Origin of the sequence: Mycetocola zhadangensis, from assembly GCF_003668565.1 — a bacterium.
Lineage (GTDB): Bacteria > Actinomycetota > Actinomycetes > Actinomycetales > Microbacteriaceae > Mycetocola_A > Mycetocola_A zhadangensis.
The window spans coordinates 375,908-393,077 of record NZ_RCWJ01000001.1 but is presented as its reverse complement, the minus strand read 5'-3'; the positions used below and the strand labels follow the sequence as shown (position 1 = coordinate 393,077).

The window sequence follows — 17,170 nt, the reverse complement described above, 5'->3', positions numbered from 1 at the left end:
TCCCGGCCCGATGCGTTTTTCGTTAGTCCTCGACGATTTGCGGGTGGTACCCGGCGGCGCGCAGCGTCTCGACAACCAAATCGCGGTGCTCAGGCCCGCGTGTCTCAACGCTGAGTTCGAGTTCGACCTCGCCAATCTTGAGTCCGTGCCCGTGCCGTGTGTGCAGCACCTCGATCACGTTCGCATTGGCCTGGGCGACAAGCTCGGACGTGCGCGCAAGCTGGCCCGGACGGTCAGGCAGCGGAATCCGCAGCGTGAGATAGCGATCGGATGCAGCGAGGCCGTGGCTGATCACCCTTTGCATGAGCAGTGGGTCGATGTTTCCCCCCGAGAGCACCACAACGGTCGGGCCACCTGGGGTCACCTTTCCGGCGAGAATGGCAGCCACCCCGGCGGCACCGGCCGGTTCAACGACCAGCTTTGCGCGTTCGAGAAGCACCAGGAGCGCCTTGGCCATGTCATCTTCGCTCACGGTGACGACCTCGTCGACAAGCTCACGGATGATGTCAAAGTTGAGGGTGCCCGGGCGGCCGACGGCAATTCCGTCTGCGATCGTCGGAGTGATTGCGACCTCGACCGGATACCCGGCGTCGATTGATGCGGGGTATGCCGACGCGTTCGCCGCCTGCACTCCGATCACCCGCACCGAACGGCCTTCGGCGGCCGCGCGCTGTTTGACCGCTGCGGCGACGCCAGCGATCAGTCCGCCACCGCCGATCGGCACGATCACTGTCTCGACGCCCGGGACCTCTTCGTACATCTCGAGCCCAAGCGTGCCCTGACCTGTGATGACGTCGATGTGGTCGTATGGCGGAATGAAGACGGCGCCGGTCTCTTCGGCGTACTCAGCAGCGGCGAGCAGCGGCTCGGCCACGGTGTGTCCGCGAAGGATCACGTGCGCGCCGTAGCTCTTTGTCGCCTGCAGTTTGGGCAGCGGAACTCCGACCGGCATGAAGATCGTCGCGGAAATGCCGAGCTCGCGCGCCGCGAACGCCACACCCTGCGCATGGTTGCCCGCGGAGGCCGCAACAACTCCGCGTGCCTTTTCCTCATCGCTGAGCTGCGCTATCCGGTTGTACGCGCCGCGGATCTTGTATGAGCCGGTGCGCTGCAGGTTTTCGCACTTGAGGTAGACAGGCGCTCCGAGCAGTTCGGCCAGGTAGCGCGAGCTCTCCATCGGGGTTCGTTCGGCGACGCGACTGACGAGGACGCGAGCCGCCTCCAGCTTCTCGAGCGTGGGACCAGCGAGGGAGGTTTCAGGCATCCGGGTCGACCTTGTCTTTCTTGGGTGGCACTACGGGCGTCAGGGTGACGCGTTCGGAGCGAGGCTTTCGAACCCGCCGCACAGACGGCACCGTCTGCCAGATCACGCTGTCGAGGATCAGCGGCGCTCCTGGAGTCGCAATTCTCCACGCGCCCGAGGAGATGTAGCGCGTCATCACGTTGATCATGGCCGCAACAGGAACAGCAAAGAGTGCGCCGGGGATTCCGGCGAGCATGCTGCCAGCGGCAACAACGAGGACAACGGCGAGAGGATGCACCTTCACGGCGGCGCCCATCAGCAGCGGCTGAAGAACGTGACCCTCAAGTTGCTGCACCAGCAGGACGACTCCGACCATGATGAGCGCGATCACCCAGCCGTTGTAGACGAGGGCGATGAACACGGCGATGGCGCCGGTGACAACGGCTCCGACGATCGGTACGAATGAACCGAGGAACACCAGCACCGCGATGGGGATCGCGAGCGGCACGCCGAGGAGGGCCGCGCCGAGGCCGATTCCGAAGGCGTCGATCGAAGCGACGAGGATCTGGGTTCGCGCGTAGTTCGTGAGCGTGGACCAGCCAGCTCGGCCTGCGCCGTCGATGGCTGGCCGCGCCTTCATCGGGCTCAGCCGTACGATCCAGCGCCAGATGCCCTCACCGTCGATGAGCACGAACAACAGGCAGAACAGCGCGAGAAAGATACCGGTGAGTCCGTGGCCGAGGGTGGTTCCGATCGAGAGCGCACCGCTCCAAAGAGCCGTGCTGTCCTCTTGAATGCTCCGCGTGACATCCGCGATGAAAGCGTTGATCTGCTCGTCGGTGATGTGAAATGGGGATTCGAGCAGCACGCTTCGAAGGTCACCGAACGACTCGACCGTGCGCGCGCGCACCTCGCTGAAGTCGCTCGTGATCTGCCAGATGGCGAGCCAGAGGAGCCCTCCGACCACCGCGATAGCGCTGAGAATTGCCGACGCGATGGCCAGGCCGCGCGGCCATCCGTGTCGAACCAGGGCTGTGATGAGCGGGGCGAGCAGAGCGGAAACCAGGACGGCGATGAACAACGGGATGACGATGAGCCGCAGCTGGATGACGATGAGAACGATGACGGCGATCGCCGCGATGATGACAAGCAGACGCCACGCCCATGCTGCGGCGATACGCACTCCACGTGGAACGTCGTTCTCGTCCACCTGGCTCGGAATCGCGGGCTCAGGCGACTCTGCGGTTGGCCGCGAGAACGCTCGCTCCCACCAGCTCTTGTCTGTCGACTTCGGCACCGCAACAGTCTATGCCGCTGCGGTTGCCGAGTGCGGAATGCGACGCCCGTCTGAGGCACCCGATAACCTTCACCGATGAACGACATCCTCTCCCCCGCGCTTGCACGGCGGGTTGCGTTGGCGGCCCAGGGGTTTGGTCGCCCACACCCGCCAGCAGTGGGGGCGCGACAACTGAACACTCTCATCGACCGACTCGAGGTGTTACAGATCGACTCGGTCAACGTGTTCGAGCGCAGTCATTATCTTCCGGTCTTCGCACGGCTGGGCGGGTTTGACAAGGCAATCCTCGACAGATTGACGTTTCGGCCGGGGCGATTCATCGAATACTGGGGGCACGAGGCGACACTTCTGCCGGTCGACACCTGGCCGCTGTTTCGCTGGCGCATGGACGCGTTCCGAGCTCGGAGCCTTTCCGACCCCGACAGCTGGGCCAGCGCCAATGGGCCGTTCCTGCAGTGGTTGCGTGACGAACTCGCCGAGAAAGGGCCGCTCGTTGCCAGCGAGGTCGAGCACGACGCCAACAGGCGCACGGGACCGTGGTGGGGCTGGTCGGATGTGAAGATCGGGCTCGAAACGTTGTTTCGGTGGGGCGAGATCGTGTCAGCGGGGCGAAACGGTTTCGAGCGGCGTTACGCACTGGCGTCGCAGGTCCTGCCCGCGAGCATCCTCGATCTGAACATCTCGCGAGCGGATGCCATCCGCGAGCTCATGAGGAGAGGTGCCGTTGCGCACGGGGTTGGCACGCTCGAGGACATCGCCGACTACTTTCGGCTGCCTGGTGCGGACTCGCGAACGGCAATCAAGGAACTGCAGGATGCCGGCGACGTGTTGCCCGTCACCGTGCCCGGCTGGATGCGCGGCACCCAGCCGCGACAGGCATGGCTGGCGAATGGCGCCCGAAAGCCACGGTCGCTCTCCGCCGATGCCTTACTTTCTCCGTTCGACCCTGTCGTGTGGGCACGCCCACGTGCCGAGCGCCTGTTCGACTTCCGGTACCGAATCGAGATCTACACGCCCAAACACAAGCGCGTCCACGGGTACTACGTCCTCCCCGTTCTGATCGACGACACGCTAGCCGCGCGTGTGGACCTCAAGAACGATCGACAGGCCGGAACGCTCAGGGTGCAGGCCGCCTGGCTTGAGCCGAGCGCACCTGCCGACACCCCGGAAAGGCTGGCGGCCCTGCTGCGCCGCACAGCCGAGTGGCAGGGGTGCGAACGGGTGGTTGTGGCGGATCGTGGGACCCTCTCGGCGAGGCTCGCTTCAGCACTCGGCGTCGCCCTCTCCACGAATGGGGACTAGTCCCCATAGATCCGCGTGTTTTCAGGGGTCTGGTGGCCCTGATTCGGGTGTCAGCACTGCTAGGTTGGCTGAGATCGCATTCAACGAAAGGCAGCACTTTCTCCATGGTCTCGGATGACAAGACACCAGAATTTCCCGGGGGCGACAGTTCGGTGCCCAACGGGAACCCCTCTCAGCCAGCAGAACCCCAGGCGGACAGCCCGGTAGCAGATTCGGCTCACCAGGCAGACGGCCCAGTAGCCGATCCGGCTCGCGAGGCTTACTCGCAGGGCTCGAACTATGCGCAGAACGCATACGGCCAGGCGCCTGAAGCTTCACAGCAGGCTCCGGGGGGCGATTCCGGCGCCCAGTCAGCCGCTCCCGTCGGGCCGGACTCCGGCGCTCAGGCTGCCGGCGCTTACACCCAGGGTGCATACACGCAGGGCGCGTACACGCAGGGCGCGTACACACAGGGCGCGCAGGCGGGTTACCCCCAGGGCACCCAGGCTGCTGGCTACCCTCAGGGCGCGCAACCTGCTGGCTACCCTCAGGCCGGTGGATACGGTGGCCCCGGAGGCCCCGGTTACCCGCAGAGCGCTCCACGGCCACCTGCTGACCCGGCTAAGAAGAAAAAGATCATCCTCTTCAGCTCCATCGCTGCCGGCCTCGTACTCCTCCTGGTCATCGGGATCGTTGTCATCAACGCGATCAATACCACCCAGTACGGCCCAGAGGCGACCGTCAACAAGTACCTGACGGCCATCAGCCAGGGCAAGGCATCCGCGGCCAACAAGCTCGTCGACCCGGGCGTCACCAAGGGTGCCGCGGCTCTTCTGTCCGATGACATCCTCAAGGAATCCAAGGCGCTGATGAAGAGCCCGAAGGTCACGGACGTCACCACTCGTGGCGACTCGGCAAACGTCGAGATCAGCTACAGCATCGACGGCACGGTGTATGACGGCGATCTCCAGCTCAGCAAAAATGGCAAACAGGGGCTGTTCTTCGACAAGTGGAAGATCGACAAGCCTCTCCTCTCTTCGGTTTACGTTTACGTGTCCAACAGCGACAACCCACTGGTATCCGTCAACGGCGCGGACGTCGACTTCGGCAAAAGCTCAAAACTCGCTGCCTACCCGGCCGCGTACGAGATTGGCGCTCCGGAGAACACCTTCTTCGAGGCTGAGGCGCAGTCGTTCGTCGCCGGAACTGGGTCAAAGGCGTCACTCTCCGAAGGGGTAACCCTGGAGATGGCCCCGACCCAGGACCTCACCGACGCCGTTCAGGAACAGGTCAATGCTCACCTCGACGCCTGTGCGGCGCAGTCAGTTCCCAACCCGGAGAACTGCGGCCTGCGCAGCCTCTACTACTTTGACTTCAGCGGAGACCCGACGTTCTCCTACAAGGTTGACAAGTACCCGGTTGTCACAGTGAACGAGTCAGGAGCCTACTTCGACGCCACCAAGGGCAAGGTCACCGGCACAGCGACCGGAGAACTCTCCTACCCGGGTGGACAGGGCACCATGGTCTACCCGTGGGATGACTGGACCATCAACGGTTCCATCGTCATCGACGGAGACAAAGTCACCATCGAGGACATCTACTAGACCGAACACACGAAAAAGCGGGGCGAGCCAATAGGCTCGCCCCGCTTTTTGTATGTGGGAAGGCTAGAAACCGCCTCCGATTTCGCGAAGCCGCGCGACACGATCGGCGATCGGCGGGTGCGTAGAAAAGAGACGCTCGACCTTGCCCGGTTTCGCCGGGTCAGCGATCCACAGGTGCGCCATGGACGAGTTCTGTCGCCGCATTGGCCGTCCGTATGCCTGAAGCTTCTCAAGCGCGCTGGCGAGCGCATCCGGGTATCGCGTCGTCATGGCCGCAGTCGCATCGGCCAGGTACTCCCGCTGCCGGGAGACGGCGAGCTGCACGAGGCTGGCGAGCAGCGGCGCGACGATCATGGCAACCAGACCGAAGACAAGGACGATCGGGTTGCCACCGTTGTTGTTGTTCCGGTTGCCGCCGCCGAACCACGCGAGCCGAACGAACATGTCCGCAATGAAGCCAACGGCAACGACAAGGCCGAAAACGATCATCGATACCCGGATGTCGTAGTTGCGGACGTGACCGAGCTCATGGGCCATGACACCCTCAAGTTCTGAGTCGGTCAGAATGTCGAGAAGCCCCGTCGTGGCTGCAACTGAAGCGTGCTGTGGATCACGCCCGGTCGCGAACGCATTCGGGGCTGGGTCGTCGATTAGGTAGACCTTCGGCATTGGTGAGCCCGTTGTGATGGCCAGATTCTCCACAATCCGATAGAGGCGAGGATTGTCACGCTTCTCGATCTGGCGACCGCCGCTCACTGCAAGGGTCTGACTTGCCGCGAAGAAGTACTGGAACGCGGCATAGATCGTGGCACCTACAAGCGTGAAGACCGCGATCGAGGGGCTGTTGTAGACATATCCGGCCAGGGCTCCCAGTCCGCCGATAATCAGCAGAAAGAACAGGATGATCAACACAGTGTTCACCTTGTTCTTACGGATGGCCCTATACATTCAGTGTCCTTTCAAGGAAATACGACAAAGGCCCGAGCGCGCATACTGTTGCGCCCGAGCCTTTGAAAGAAGTCTTTTTCGCTGTCGCTAGAACTGCACGCGCGGAGGCTCGGCGATCGCTGCGTTGTCGGTGACCTCGAAGAACTCGCGTTCGCTGAACCCGAGGTTCTTCGCGATGAGGTTGTTGGGGAACACCTTGATCTTGGTGTTGAGTTCACGCACTCCACCGTTGTAGAAGCGGCGTGAAGCCTGAATCTTGTCTTCGGTGTCGACCAGTTCGCCCTGGAGCTGCAGGTAGTTCTGGCTGGCCTGCAACTGCGGGTACGCCTCGGCGACCGCGAAGATCGACTTCAGCGCCTGCTGCATGTGGTTCTCAGCAGCGGATGCATCATGCGGGCTCTGTGCCGACAGCGTCTCGGCACGCGCACGGGTTACGTTCTCGAAGACCGCTCTCTCGTGAGCTGCGTAACCCTTCACCGACTCGATGAGGTTCGGGATCAGGTCAGCACGACGCTTCAGCTGGACTGTGATGTCGCTCCAGGCCTCATCGACGCGTACGTTCAGGGACACCAGTGAGTTGTAGGTGACCCAGAAGTAAATGCCGACGATGACCGCCAGCGCGACGATGATGAGTACAGGAATGAGCCATTCCATGCGTGTGCTCCTAAGGTTGCTTGCGGGTTCGAACTCTACGAGTCATTCTACTGTTCGGCGGACGGCGCAAACCGGGCGATCGAGCACTTTTCAGGGCAAACGCTCGGGGGAACCGGTCAGCGGCCGAGCACTCGCTCGAGGTATGGGTTGCCAAACAGTCGGCGCGGGTCGAGCTGGTCGCGAGCCGCAACGAAATCGCCAAAGCGTGGATACAGGCTTTCGAGGTCCGTGGCATCCTGCGTGTGCATCTTTCCCCAGTGCGGCCGCCCGCCATATCCGCGGAGAATCGCCTCGACAGCGGCGAAGTATGCGGTCGGCCGTTCGCGGTAGTACCTGTGGACGGCGATGTAGCCGGTTGCCCGACCGTGTGCCGTGGAGAGCCACAGGTCGTCTGCGGCCGCGAACCGGACCTCGATCGGGAAACTGATCTGCCACTTCTTGCGCTTGATAAGTTCGTCGATGTCGCGAACGGCCGCCGGAACATGTTCGGCCGGAATGCCGTATTCCATCTCGCGGAATCGCACGGTTCGTTTGGTGGTGAACACCCGGTGGGACAGGTCGGTGAAACTTCGATTGCCCATCAATTTGTCGGCGATGCGGTTGACCCGGGGAATCAACGGAGGCAGCACAACCCCAGCCGCGCAGGTGACCCGATAGAGCCCGTTTGCCACCACGGTGTCGTCGACGAACCGAGACACCGAATTCAGCGGTTTGCGCCGAGACCCGGCCGGCAGGCGGGTGTTGGTCTTGGTGAGCGCTGTTGTCGTGTGCGGGAACCAGTAGAACTCGAAGTGGTCGGCATCGGCTGCCCGTTCCAGCGCGGTGTCGAGGACCTCCTCGAGAGGTTCCGCTCTTTCCACCGCCTGCAGCAGGAAGCGCGGCACGCACTGCACTGTCACTTGGGCCAGAATGCCCAGCGCACCAAGCCCAAGCACCACAGCGGGCAGCAACTCGGCAGCCGACCCATCGTTGATCTCAAGCAGATCGCCGGTCGCGGTGACCATCACAACGCCGCGCACCTGAGCGGAAATCCCTGAGAACCGGGCACCGGTGCCGTGAGTACCCGTTGAAATCGCTCCGCTGATGCTTTGGGCGTCGATGTCACCCAGGTTCTCCATAGCGAGCCCAAACGGAGCGAGCAGCCGCGGAATCTCGTGCAACCGCGTACCCGCAAGCAAGGTGACTCGACCGTCGGCCGTCGGCTCCCCCACCAGCCCGCTCAAATCTTCAAGATCGAGCTGGATACCTGGCGCAACGGCTATACCGGTGAACGAATGCCCGGCACCGATGGCTTTGATCGGGATGCCAGATCCTGCAGCAGCACGGACGGCTCGCTGGAGCGCTGCCGTTGTTCGCGGGCGCTCCACCCGGAGTGGACGCACCTTCTCAGTGCGAGCCCAGTTGTGCCAGATGGCGCCGGTTGCCGTCACAGGAACGCCTTTCCTTCTCCGCGGTACGTAAGCACGGTGTCGACGACTCGTCCCTCGTCCACGACAGAAAATCCGTTGAGGTGCTCGCTCAGTTCGCCGGACTTTGTGTGCCGGAACCAGACCCGGTTTCCGGGACGGAGTTGAACCGCGGCGCGACCGACCACTGGAGTCTGCACCTCACCAGCCATCTCGCGCGGCGCCATCTCGAGCCCCTCTGGCCAGACGATCTGGGGCAGGCGGTCGCGGCCGGGAGGGCCAGACGCCGTCCATCCTCCGCCAAGCACCGTCGCGGTGTCCTCCCGCGGCTTCCTCACAACGGAAAGCGCAAACGCCGCAGCTGGCGCCGGCTGGAATTCGCGGTACCCGTCGAAGAGGTGCCCGCCGAAGAGGCCGGACCCGGCGGCTATCTCGGTGACCGAGTCGTCGGCGCTCGTGCTCTCGAGCGACCCTGTGCCTCCCCCGTTCACGAACTCGAGGTCGCTCACACGCCGAACGGCTGCGACGGCCGCCGTGCGGCGTTCGGAGAGTTCCAGGATCGACTGACGCTTGACCCACCTGGTCGCTGCCGAAACAGCTCGAGACTTCGAATTGTCGATGAGCCCAGCGATTTGCGCTTCATACGCCATCATCCCCACCAGCTCGAAACCAGGACGGGCGGCGATCGTGCGCGCGAACCGTTCAGCATTCTGTGGCGTGAAAATCGGCGAGCGCAGCACCCCGATGTTGCCGATGGGGGCTCCGGTCTGCCACGACACATCGAGCTCCAGACACAGACGGATGCTCGCGCGAGCGTTTGGGGGAACACACGCGTCGATGAGATCCAGCTGCTCCACCGAATCCACCATGAGGGTGACGCGGGATGCCAGCCGCTCGTCCGTCGCCAGCTGTGTGATCGCCGCGCGATCCGCTGTCGGATAGCCCAGGACGACATCGTCGATGTCTCCGGCCAGCCAGAGCGCTTCGGGGAGGGTGAAGGCGAGAACGCCCCGGTACCCGTCGGTCTTCAGGAGCGCGTCAATGACAGAACGCACCCGAATCGACTTGGTGGCCACCCGTATGGGTTTTCCAGCGGCTCGCCGAACCATATCGTGCGCATTGAATCGAAGTGCCCCGAGGTGTATGACACCGAGAGGAGTATCGAAAGCGGCCGTCGCCTCGTCGAGTTGCGGCCAGAAAGTTTCGGGGGTCAGCCATGGGGCTGGAGAACTTGCAGCTCGCCCCCGGGCCGAAAGTTCAAGTGCCATTCGTTTCCTCCGCGTCATAACCAGTATGACGATGCGGGACAGGTCGACGGGCATACGCCTGAGAAAGGCCCCCCAAACTGGGTGTGGCATCTTGACATGCCCGGAGCCGCAACGTGGAATGGACAGAAGGTGGGGAATTCAGCACAGCATTCGGGGGACTCGTCGGCGCTACCGACAGGTCTGCTCTCGCGCGCGCTTCAACTCCGGCGCGGACGACGCACGATTATCTCCGCAGTTCTGCTGTCGTTGCTCGCTCTCGCCAGCCCCGCTGCCGCAGTGGCCGCGCCGATCCCGACACCGTCTGCGCCGCCGGCAGGTATCGCTCCCAACGCCGTCACACTCACCACTCCCGGTTCCGGCGACTTCATCAACGCGGTTCCCCTCGTTGTCACGGGCACGAAGGCCGCTGGTGCGTCCGTGCAAGTGCACACCGGAGACAGCGGTAACCCGGTATGCCTCGTCGGCCCCGACTCCTCCACGAGCTTCGAGTGCTCCGTCGCCTCTCTCCCCCAGGGCCCGTCGGTGTCCCTGACCGCCGTGCAATTGCTCGAAGGGGTCGAGGCATCGACCGCGACGGCCACGCTCCGTGTTCTTCTGCCCCCCACTATCGCGTCCACAAGCGCCGGACTCTCGAGCGGATTCCTGCAGGGCACCGGGTACCCCGGCGCCAACCTCACAATCCGCAACGTGGACGGGCGCACCTGGCCGGTCACCGTTTCGGCTGCCGGGAGCTGGGTGTATGTCCTGCCCACTGACGTTCCTGGCGGCTCTCTGCAGCTCACCGCCTCGCAGAACACGCCATTCAGCGGCGGTCGCGAGTCCAGGCCAAGCGCTTCCGTGCAGCTCTCGCTCGATCGCGACTCGCCCGCTGCACCTTCCATCACCACCCCGGTTCCAGACGGAACCATGCCCGCAGGCGCTACGACGTACGCCGGTACAGGTGAAACGGGCGCGACCGTCACCGTGTTTGCGGTAACAACATCGGGAGTGGACATCCAGCTGTGCTCGGACGTGGCCGTGACCGCCGGGCGCTGGAGCTGTACTGGTGCCCCTGTGCCGGCAGGCGGGGCGTCGATCACGGCCTACCAGCGCGACGCCGCAGGTAATACCGGTCCGGGAAGTCCGGCGTTCTCCGTTCTCTTCACCGGTGCTCCCCTGGCGCCCACGAAGGCCCCAGCGCCTCGCCCGACGAACGAGCCTTCCACGGCTCCGGTTGCGCCCCCTGTGCAGTCTGCGCCGCCGACGGAGCAGGAAGACGGGCCAGGCGCTGCGCCTGCGCCGGAAGGACCGTGGGCTGATCGCACCCCATTCACCACCGCGGTGCAGGCAGCTGTCGGGCCGGGCGCCGACCTGACCTGGCTCCGCGCGGTGGTCATGGCCGTAGCCGTGATTGCGCTCCTGCTTGTGCCGGCGCGGATCATCGCGACGACGCTGGTTCGCCGACGTTCCGCGCCCGGCGTGACTCACACGGCGCTCACGGGGCGCAACCGCATTCCAACGCACGACGATCCGGCTCCGCTTCTCACCGGTCCCGGCACAGCGGCACGCGTGCTCATCGCGCTGTGTGTTGCGGGAGGTATCGTTCTATTCGCTCGACCTGTCGACGGCCAGCCAGCCTATCTTCGTGTTTTCGTGGCATCCGCTCTCGCTCTCGTTCTTGTGAATGCGGCGGCAACCTGGGTGCCGGCCATGTTTGCGCGCTGGCGCGGGTATGACCGGCCGGTTCAGCGACTGTCGATGGTTGCTTTCCCTGTGGTCCTCGCGGTTGCGCTGCTCTCCCGCGTTCTCGACCTGCAGCCGGCGTTCCTGTTCGGGGTTCTCTTCGTCATCGCGTTGCCGAACGGAAGCGTGAGTGACCGAGGCCAGGTGGGCCTGTCGCGCATCGGCGCAGTGTTCGCCCTCGGCCTCGTCGGGTGGTTCGCAACGACCGTTATCGGGACGCCCGTCGGTATCGTCGGATCATTCGCGGCTGAGCTGGTCAACATCATGGCGATGGCCGCGTTGGGGTCAGCGGCCATGATGATGGTCCCCCTCGGCAGCCTCAGCGGTCGCACAGTTCTCAATTGGTCCAAGCCGGCCTGGTTTGCCAGCGCGTTGCTCATTTTCACGGTGCTGTTCGCGTTCCTCAGCCCGACAGTGGACCTGTGGGAGGGGCAGGTAGCTGCAGTCGCGATGATGTTCGCCGCGGTTGCGTTCGGCGCTTTGGGCATCTCGCTCTGGATCTGGCGGCGCATGGTGTCACCGAATCTGACGGTTGGATGACGCAGCCTCGACCACAGGGCGACTGCCGCGGCACCGGGTGTCACAGGCGAGCGGCACAATGGGTACATGTTCATCGTGCTCGGCGGGTCACCCACCGGTCGAGTGACCCTGACCGAGGTCGATTCCGCCGGTGTTGTTCTCACGACGCTGCCGCTGTCGCACACCGAACTCCTCGCGGAGGTAGCTCGGCGCGAGCCCTCACGGCCGCGCTGGGTGTGGGACGACACCAGCCAGTGGTATCCGGCGTTACTAAGCGCCGATCTCACGGTCGAGCGATGCCACGACCTTCGCCTGTGCCACAACATCCTCCGGCTGTCCGAGGCCGCGCGCGGCACGGAACTTGCGCTCGGCGAACGCAACTCGTGGGACGACCAGCCCGTCGAGCTGGCGAGCTCGGGCACCGCCCTCTTTGACGACCTGGCTGATTTGGCCGAGCTGTCCGATGGCCCCGCCGATGACGAGGGAGCCCGAGACCCGATTGCCGAATACGTACTCCAGCGATCAACCCTCGACGCAATCGCGGCCACAGCTCCCGAGGCCGCGGCTCGACTGCAACTTCTACTCGCCGCCGAATCGAGCGGTGCGCTCATCGCGGAGGAGATGCGAACCAGAGGACTGCCGTGGAGCACCGCGGTTCACAACGCGGCGCTGACCGAATTACTCGGCCCGCGACCGATGTTCGGCGGCAGGCCGGAAAAGCTTGAAGCGCTCTCTGACACAATCCGCACCCTGCTGCAGTCCCCCGGGCTCAACCCCGACTCCCAGCAGGAACTTCTTCGAGCTCTCAAGCGGGCGGGTCTCACCGTGACAAGCACGAGCAAGTGGGAACTTCGCTCGCAGAAGCATCCGGTGGTCGAACCGCTGCTCGAGTACAAGAAGCTCTCCCGCCTCAACTCGGCCAACGGCTGGGCCTGGATGGACGCGTGGGTGCGCGACGGCCGTTTCCGGCCCGAGTACGTCGTCGGTGGAGTCGTCACTGGTCGGTGGGCGACACGGGGCGGCGGTGCGCTCCAGCTGCCGGCGCAAATTCGTGGTGCGGTTCGAGCCGATGACGGCTGGACACTCGTGGTCGCTGACGCCGCCCAACTTGAACCGCGGATCATCGCCGCCATGTCCCGCGACGAAAAGATGGCTGCGGCCGGACGACAGGGCGACCTGTACCAGGGCCTCGTTGACGCGGGCGTTGTCGATACCCGGGCGCATGCCAAGGTGGCCATGTTGGGCGCCCTCTATGGCGCAACCACGGGTGAGAGCGCCCGACTGATGCCCAAACTGGCGAAGGCCTATCCCGTCGCGATTGGACTCGTCGAAAACGCAGCCCGCACCGGTGAACGCGGCGATCAGGTGAGCACCTGGCTCGGGCGCAGCTCCCCGCGACCCGGTGAGGCGTGGCACGCCGCTCAACGTGCAGCAGCCGAGGCCGGGGCCTCTCCGGCGGACGAACGCCGTGCGCGTCAGCTGGCCAGGGACTGGGGCCGGTTCACACGCAATTTCGTGGCTCAGGGTACAGCTGCCGAATGGGCTCTCTGCTGGATGGCCGGCCTGCGCATCCGGCTTCGGGCACTCGCAGACGAGCGTGGCGAACCGCACCTTGCCTTCTTCCTGCACGACGAAGTGATGGTGCACAGTCCCGCGCATCTGGCCGATGCGGTGACGGATGCCATCACTTCCGCTGCTGAGGACGCTGGTCGGCTGCTTTTCGGCCGCTTCCCGGTCAATTTCGCCCTGACCGTCGTCGCCGTGTCGAGTTACGACCAGGCGAAGTAGCGTCGCTCAGGGCTTCCGGAACAGGATCTCGACCGGAGCCAGGATGCCGGCCTGAACGGCGGCAAGCAGGTTTCCCACGCGCCTGCCGCTGTCCGGACCAAGCACCAGGGGCAAACCCAGCCGTGGTGGCCCAGGCGCGTCAGCGCCTTGGGCGGCAGCCCGCTGCATCTTCGTCAGGAACTCGATGCCCAGCTCCCGCCGATCGCGTCGACCCTCCACGCTGAATCCGGCCGCCAGTCCTCGTGAGGAGTACTGCTCAGGCGTCTCCAGGAACGAAATGGCGGCATCCGCCGCCCATGGCACCGGGTACGTCACCTCACCTTCGCCCGTGCGCATGATGTCGAACACTGCGAAGACCCCGCCGGGCTTGAGAACTCGGAAAGCTTCGGAGAAGAGCGTGCCTTTGTCTTCGATGTTCATGCCGACGTGAAGAAGCGTCGCCCGGTCGAAATTGTTCTCATCGAAAGGCAGAGCGAGGGCGCTCGCGGTGACAAACGTGGCCAGCTCGGCGAGGCCACAACGCCGGGTGAAAGAGGTCGCCGTGTGCACGAACTCCTCGGTCACATCGACGCCGACAACCTCAGCACCGAACTGCGAAGCGAAAAGCCGCGCGGGGCCCCCGATGCCGCAACCCAGGTCCAGCACTCGATGCCCTTGCGAGATCCCGGCGGCCTCGGCAAGTTCGTGGGCCGCGACCGCTCCCCCGACGTGCAGTTCATCCGCCGGAAACAGGTCTCCAGGCTGCAGACTGTCCGGGTCAATCCCAGCGTCCCTGAGCGCGGACAGGAGAACGTCCTCCAACCGGCCCGAACTGTAATGTTCCGATACTGCGGTCTCGATTCCCACGGTCGCCTCCTTGCGATGTGCGTGATGCGCGCGAGTCTACGCCTGGGTGACCTCGTCGAACACACAAATGAAAGACCGGGTTCAGTCACCCATTACCGAATCGTCAGCAGGACCGTACTGAGACCGAACACCGGGGCCGTGAACTCGGCCCCGGGTGTTGTGTTTCGCGCAAGGGTGCGGATAGGGTCCAGAAACGCGAGGGATCAGGGAATCCCGGGCGTACGGACGAAGGCCACGTCGTCTGCGCACTTGTCAGCCGGAAGCGTTTGGAAGCCGAGGGACACGTATGGGAAAGCTGATTTACTCGATGATCACGTCACTCGACGGCTACGCCGCCGCAGCAGAGGGTGACCTGGGAACCGGGGCTGAAGACCAGGAGGTGCATACTTTCATCAACGATCTCTTCCGTCCCGTCGGCACCTACCTCTACGGCCGACGGATGTACGAGACCATGGTCTACTGGGAGACAGCGGACGAAGAGCCCGATCAACCACCGCACATCCTGCAGTACGCCAGGGATTGGCAAGCCGCAGAGAAGGTCGTGTACTCAACAACTTTGACGTCAGTCTCGAGCGGGAACACCAGAATCGAGCGGAACTTCGACCCAGAGGCAGTGCAGAAGCTCAAGTCCGAGGCAGAGCATGATTTCACCGTGGATGGCCCCAACCTTGCTGCCCAGGCGATCAGGGCTGGGCTGGTGGACGAATACCACCTGTTCATCACCACGACCGTCGTGGGCGGCGGCAAGCGGTTCTTCCCGGACGGCGTGCGCCTCGATCTCAAACTGGTCGAGGAGCGTGCCTTCGACAGCGGACTGATCTACGCGCGCTACAGGACGACTTGAGCCGGGTTGAGTACTGACGCGGCCCATGTATGCGATCTGCCTGCGGTCAGCGTGCGATGTCAACGTTGTCGCTGATTGCGTCGTTCTCTTCGCCGAGTCCGTCGCCGCGAACCGTGTAGGTTGCATTGCCTCCGACGAACTCAGGCAAGGCCGCAACGGGCGCGAGTGCGGGCGACCAGCTCGTCAGCAACTCCAGGATGGGCTAGAACGCCGCTCACCGAGGGACGAGGCGGTCATACTGCATCCGCGTTCGCTCGCGCCGGATCGCTGCGGATCGGGGCGCGATCGAACATCTGCCACTCGTAGTCGAAGAGGTAGTTGTGACTATTGCCGGCCAGATTCCACCGTTCGTTCGAAAACGACACTTTGATGAAAGAGCGGTTGCCTCCCGGGGCTGGGATTTCGGGCGCTGTGTGAATGACGGACGAGTCCAGGCGCATAAGAACCCGGTCACCGTAGGTCACCGTGCGTATGTCGTCGTTGCCGCTGACCTGCTCCTCAAACTGCTGGGTCGAGCGGAGGTGGTCGTTGCTGATCTGCTCGAATGGTCCCTCGGCGAACACGGTCGGGAAGCGGTCAGTCCAGACGTAGTTGATGTCGGGCTTGCCGAACGAGTCGGAGTGCCAACCGGGTCGGTTCAGCGGATTGCCCGGGGTGGCCCAACCGCGGCGCGCGGTGAGGTAAACGTAGTCCCACCGGTTGTTCCGCTGCTCCTCGATCGCGATCGCGCGTGCGATCATCTCCGATGCGAACCCCAGTCGGCGGGGAACGCGCACGTCCGAGACCCCGTTTCCTTCCGGTATACGGACAGGGAGATACATGTAGTGCATGTACTCCTCGAACTCCAGCTCGAATAGCCCCACGATTTCAGGGGGGTGACCGTAGACGTTCACAGGACACCCCCGCGCTTGAGCGCGAGCGCTCGAATTACTCGTGACGTCGTCTCGGCTCCGTTGCGATTGTTCATCACACCTCTTTGTTCGGGCGGTTAGCGCAATGACGCGCTAACTCATCTGCACCGACGTTAGCGCATTTCTGCTTTAATTGCGATATGAATGTTTCTGGTTCGCCGGATCTGACGGCGTATCCGCGACCCTCCGTCGCGGTGGACGCCGCCGTGCTGACAGTCCCGCCTGACAGACCGCTCTCGGTAGTCCTCATCGAGGACGGTCACGGACGCCGACTCCCAGGCACCTTCGTCCGTGAGCGTGAACGGTTGGACGATGCCGTTCGTCGAGGGCTGGCCGCGAAGACGGGCATCGAAACTGTCGAGCTGCAGCAGTTACACGTGTTCGACGCGCCCCACCGCGACGACCGCGGCTGGGTGCTGTCAGTGGCGTACCTCGCCGTCGCACCCTGGACGGCGATCCGCCCACCTGCCCTCGTCGTCCCCGCCGCGGAGACGGGCGCACTCGCCTTCGATCACGACCAAATCGTGGAGCGGGCATTGCTCACAATTAGGCAGGACTACCGGGCACGCCCTGATCCGTACCGCCTCATCGCCGAGCCGTTCACGATCCGTCAACTTCATGACCTGCACCAGCAGGTCGCCGGAGAAATTCTGATGCGGGACAGTTTCCGCCGCACAATGTCGCCCTTCCTCCGGGAAACAGGGGAACTCGCCACGGGGACCGTCGGGAAACCGGCACGCCGCTTCATCCATCGACGAGTTCAGGAGGATCAGGTCGTAAAGTGACCAGCTTCCTTCGGTTGCGACGCGCTCCTCAACGTGGCACGAGCTCTCGTTCGA

The 17,170-nt window shown here is 64.0% G+C and carries 15 protein-coding genes; 6 read left to right on the top strand and 9 right to left on the bottom strand.

Going from position 1 to position 17,170, the window contains the following annotated elements; all coding sequences use genetic code 11:
- Positions 1-22 precede the first annotated feature (22 nt).
- Both ilvA and D9V28_RS01880 read right to left on the bottom strand, forming a co-directional pair.
- Positions 23-1,264, bottom strand: a complete 1,242-nt coding sequence (ilvA, locus tag D9V28_RS01885) for a threonine ammonia-lyase (protein ID WP_121658017.1) — start codon at positions 1,262-1,264, stop codon at positions 23-25.
- Positions 1,257-2,540, bottom strand: a complete 1,284-nt coding sequence (locus D9V28_RS01880) for an AI-2E family transporter (RefSeq protein WP_121658016.1) — start codon at positions 2,538-2,540, stop codon at positions 1,257-1,259. Before D9V28_RS01880 ends, ilvA begins: the two co-directional genes overlap by 8 nt.
- Before the next feature lie 75 nt (positions 2,541-2,615).
- Between D9V28_RS01880 and D9V28_RS01875 the strand changes: the two genes are divergently transcribed.
- Together D9V28_RS01875 and D9V28_RS01870 are read left to right on the top strand one after the other, a co-directional pair.
- Positions 2,616-3,842, top strand: a complete 1,227-nt coding sequence (locus D9V28_RS01875; RefSeq protein ID WP_121658015.1) for a winged helix-turn-helix domain-containing protein — start codon at positions 2,616-2,618, stop codon at positions 3,840-3,842.
- Positions 3,843-3,946: 104 nt separating this feature from the next.
- Complete coding sequence (locus D9V28_RS01870) at positions 3,947-5,425, top strand: zinc ribbon domain-containing protein (RefSeq protein WP_121658014.1); 1,479 nt, start codon at positions 3,947-3,949, stop codon at positions 5,423-5,425.
- A gap of 63 nt (positions 5,426-5,488) precedes the next feature.
- On the opposite strand, the gene D9V28_RS01865 is transcribed toward D9V28_RS01870, so the two are convergent.
- From D9V28_RS01865 to D9V28_RS01850, 4 genes are all read right to left on the bottom strand, one after another.
- On the bottom strand, positions 5,489-6,373 hold the full coding sequence (locus D9V28_RS01865) for a M48 family metallopeptidase (protein ID WP_121658013.1): 885 nt from the start codon (positions 6,371-6,373) through the stop codon (positions 5,489-5,491).
- An 87-nt stretch (positions 6,374-6,460) separates the two neighbouring features.
- A complete protein-coding gene (locus tag D9V28_RS01860; RefSeq protein ID WP_121658012.1) occupies positions 6,461-7,027 on the bottom strand; it encodes a LemA family protein in 567 nt (188 codons plus the stop codon).
- A 116-nt stretch (positions 7,028-7,143) separates the two neighbouring features.
- Positions 7,144-8,457 carry a D-arabinono-1,4-lactone oxidase gene (locus tag D9V28_RS01855; protein WP_121658011.1) on the bottom strand — a complete coding sequence of 438 codons (1,314 nt, stop codon included), beginning with the start codon at positions 8,455-8,457 and terminating at the stop codon, positions 7,144-7,146.
- Positions 8,454-9,701 (bottom strand): alanine racemase, encoded by a 1,248-nt coding sequence (locus D9V28_RS01850; RefSeq protein WP_121658010.1) that lies wholly within the window; start codon positions 9,699-9,701, stop codon positions 8,454-8,456. Before D9V28_RS01850 ends, D9V28_RS01855 begins: the two co-directional genes overlap by 4 nt.
- A gap of 96 nt (positions 9,702-9,797) precedes the next feature.
- Here D9V28_RS01850 and D9V28_RS01845 point away from each other — a divergent pair, with 96 nt between their 5' ends.
- Positions 9,798-11,963 carry a hypothetical protein gene (locus tag D9V28_RS01845; protein WP_121658009.1) on the top strand — a complete coding sequence of 722 codons (2,166 nt, stop codon included), beginning with the start codon at positions 9,798-9,800 and terminating at the stop codon, positions 11,961-11,963.
- A gap of 66 nt (positions 11,964-12,029) precedes the next feature.
- Positions 12,030-13,730 carry a bifunctional 3'-5' exonuclease/DNA polymerase gene (locus tag D9V28_RS01840; RefSeq protein WP_121658008.1) on the top strand — a complete coding sequence of 567 codons (1,701 nt, stop codon included), beginning with the start codon at positions 12,030-12,032 and terminating at the stop codon, positions 13,728-13,730.
- A gap of 6 nt (positions 13,731-13,736) precedes the next feature.
- Here D9V28_RS01840 and D9V28_RS01835 read toward each other — a convergent pair whose 3' ends face one another.
- Entirely contained in the window at positions 13,737-14,576 is an 840-nt protein-coding gene (locus D9V28_RS01835) for a class I SAM-dependent methyltransferase (protein ID WP_121658007.1), read from the bottom strand.
- A gap of 286 nt (positions 14,577-14,862) precedes the next feature.
- On the opposite strand from D9V28_RS01835, the gene D9V28_RS01830 reads away from it, so the two are divergent.
- On the top strand, positions 14,863-15,420 hold the full coding sequence (locus tag D9V28_RS01830; RefSeq protein ID WP_121658006.1) for a dihydrofolate reductase family protein: 558 nt from the start codon (positions 14,863-14,865) through the stop codon (positions 15,418-15,420).
- 46 nt (positions 15,421-15,466) lie between these two features.
- Here D9V28_RS01830 and D9V28_RS16025 read toward each other — a convergent pair whose 3' ends face one another.
- On the bottom strand, positions 15,467-15,610 hold the full coding sequence (locus D9V28_RS16025; protein WP_183086397.1) for a hypothetical protein: 144 nt from the start codon (positions 15,608-15,610) through the stop codon (positions 15,467-15,469).
- Positions 15,611-15,653: 43 nt separating this feature from the next.
- On the bottom strand, positions 15,654-16,313 hold the full coding sequence (locus D9V28_RS01825) for a hypothetical protein (protein ID WP_121658005.1): 660 nt from the start codon (positions 16,311-16,313) through the stop codon (positions 15,654-15,656).
- Positions 16,314-16,471: 158 nt separating this feature from the next.
- On the opposite strand from D9V28_RS01825, the gene D9V28_RS01820 reads away from it, so the two are divergent.
- Positions 16,472-17,116, top strand: a complete 645-nt coding sequence (locus D9V28_RS01820) for an NUDIX hydrolase (RefSeq protein WP_121658004.1) — start codon at positions 16,472-16,474, stop codon at positions 17,114-17,116.
- The last annotated feature ends 54 nt before the right edge of the window (positions 17,117-17,170 follow it).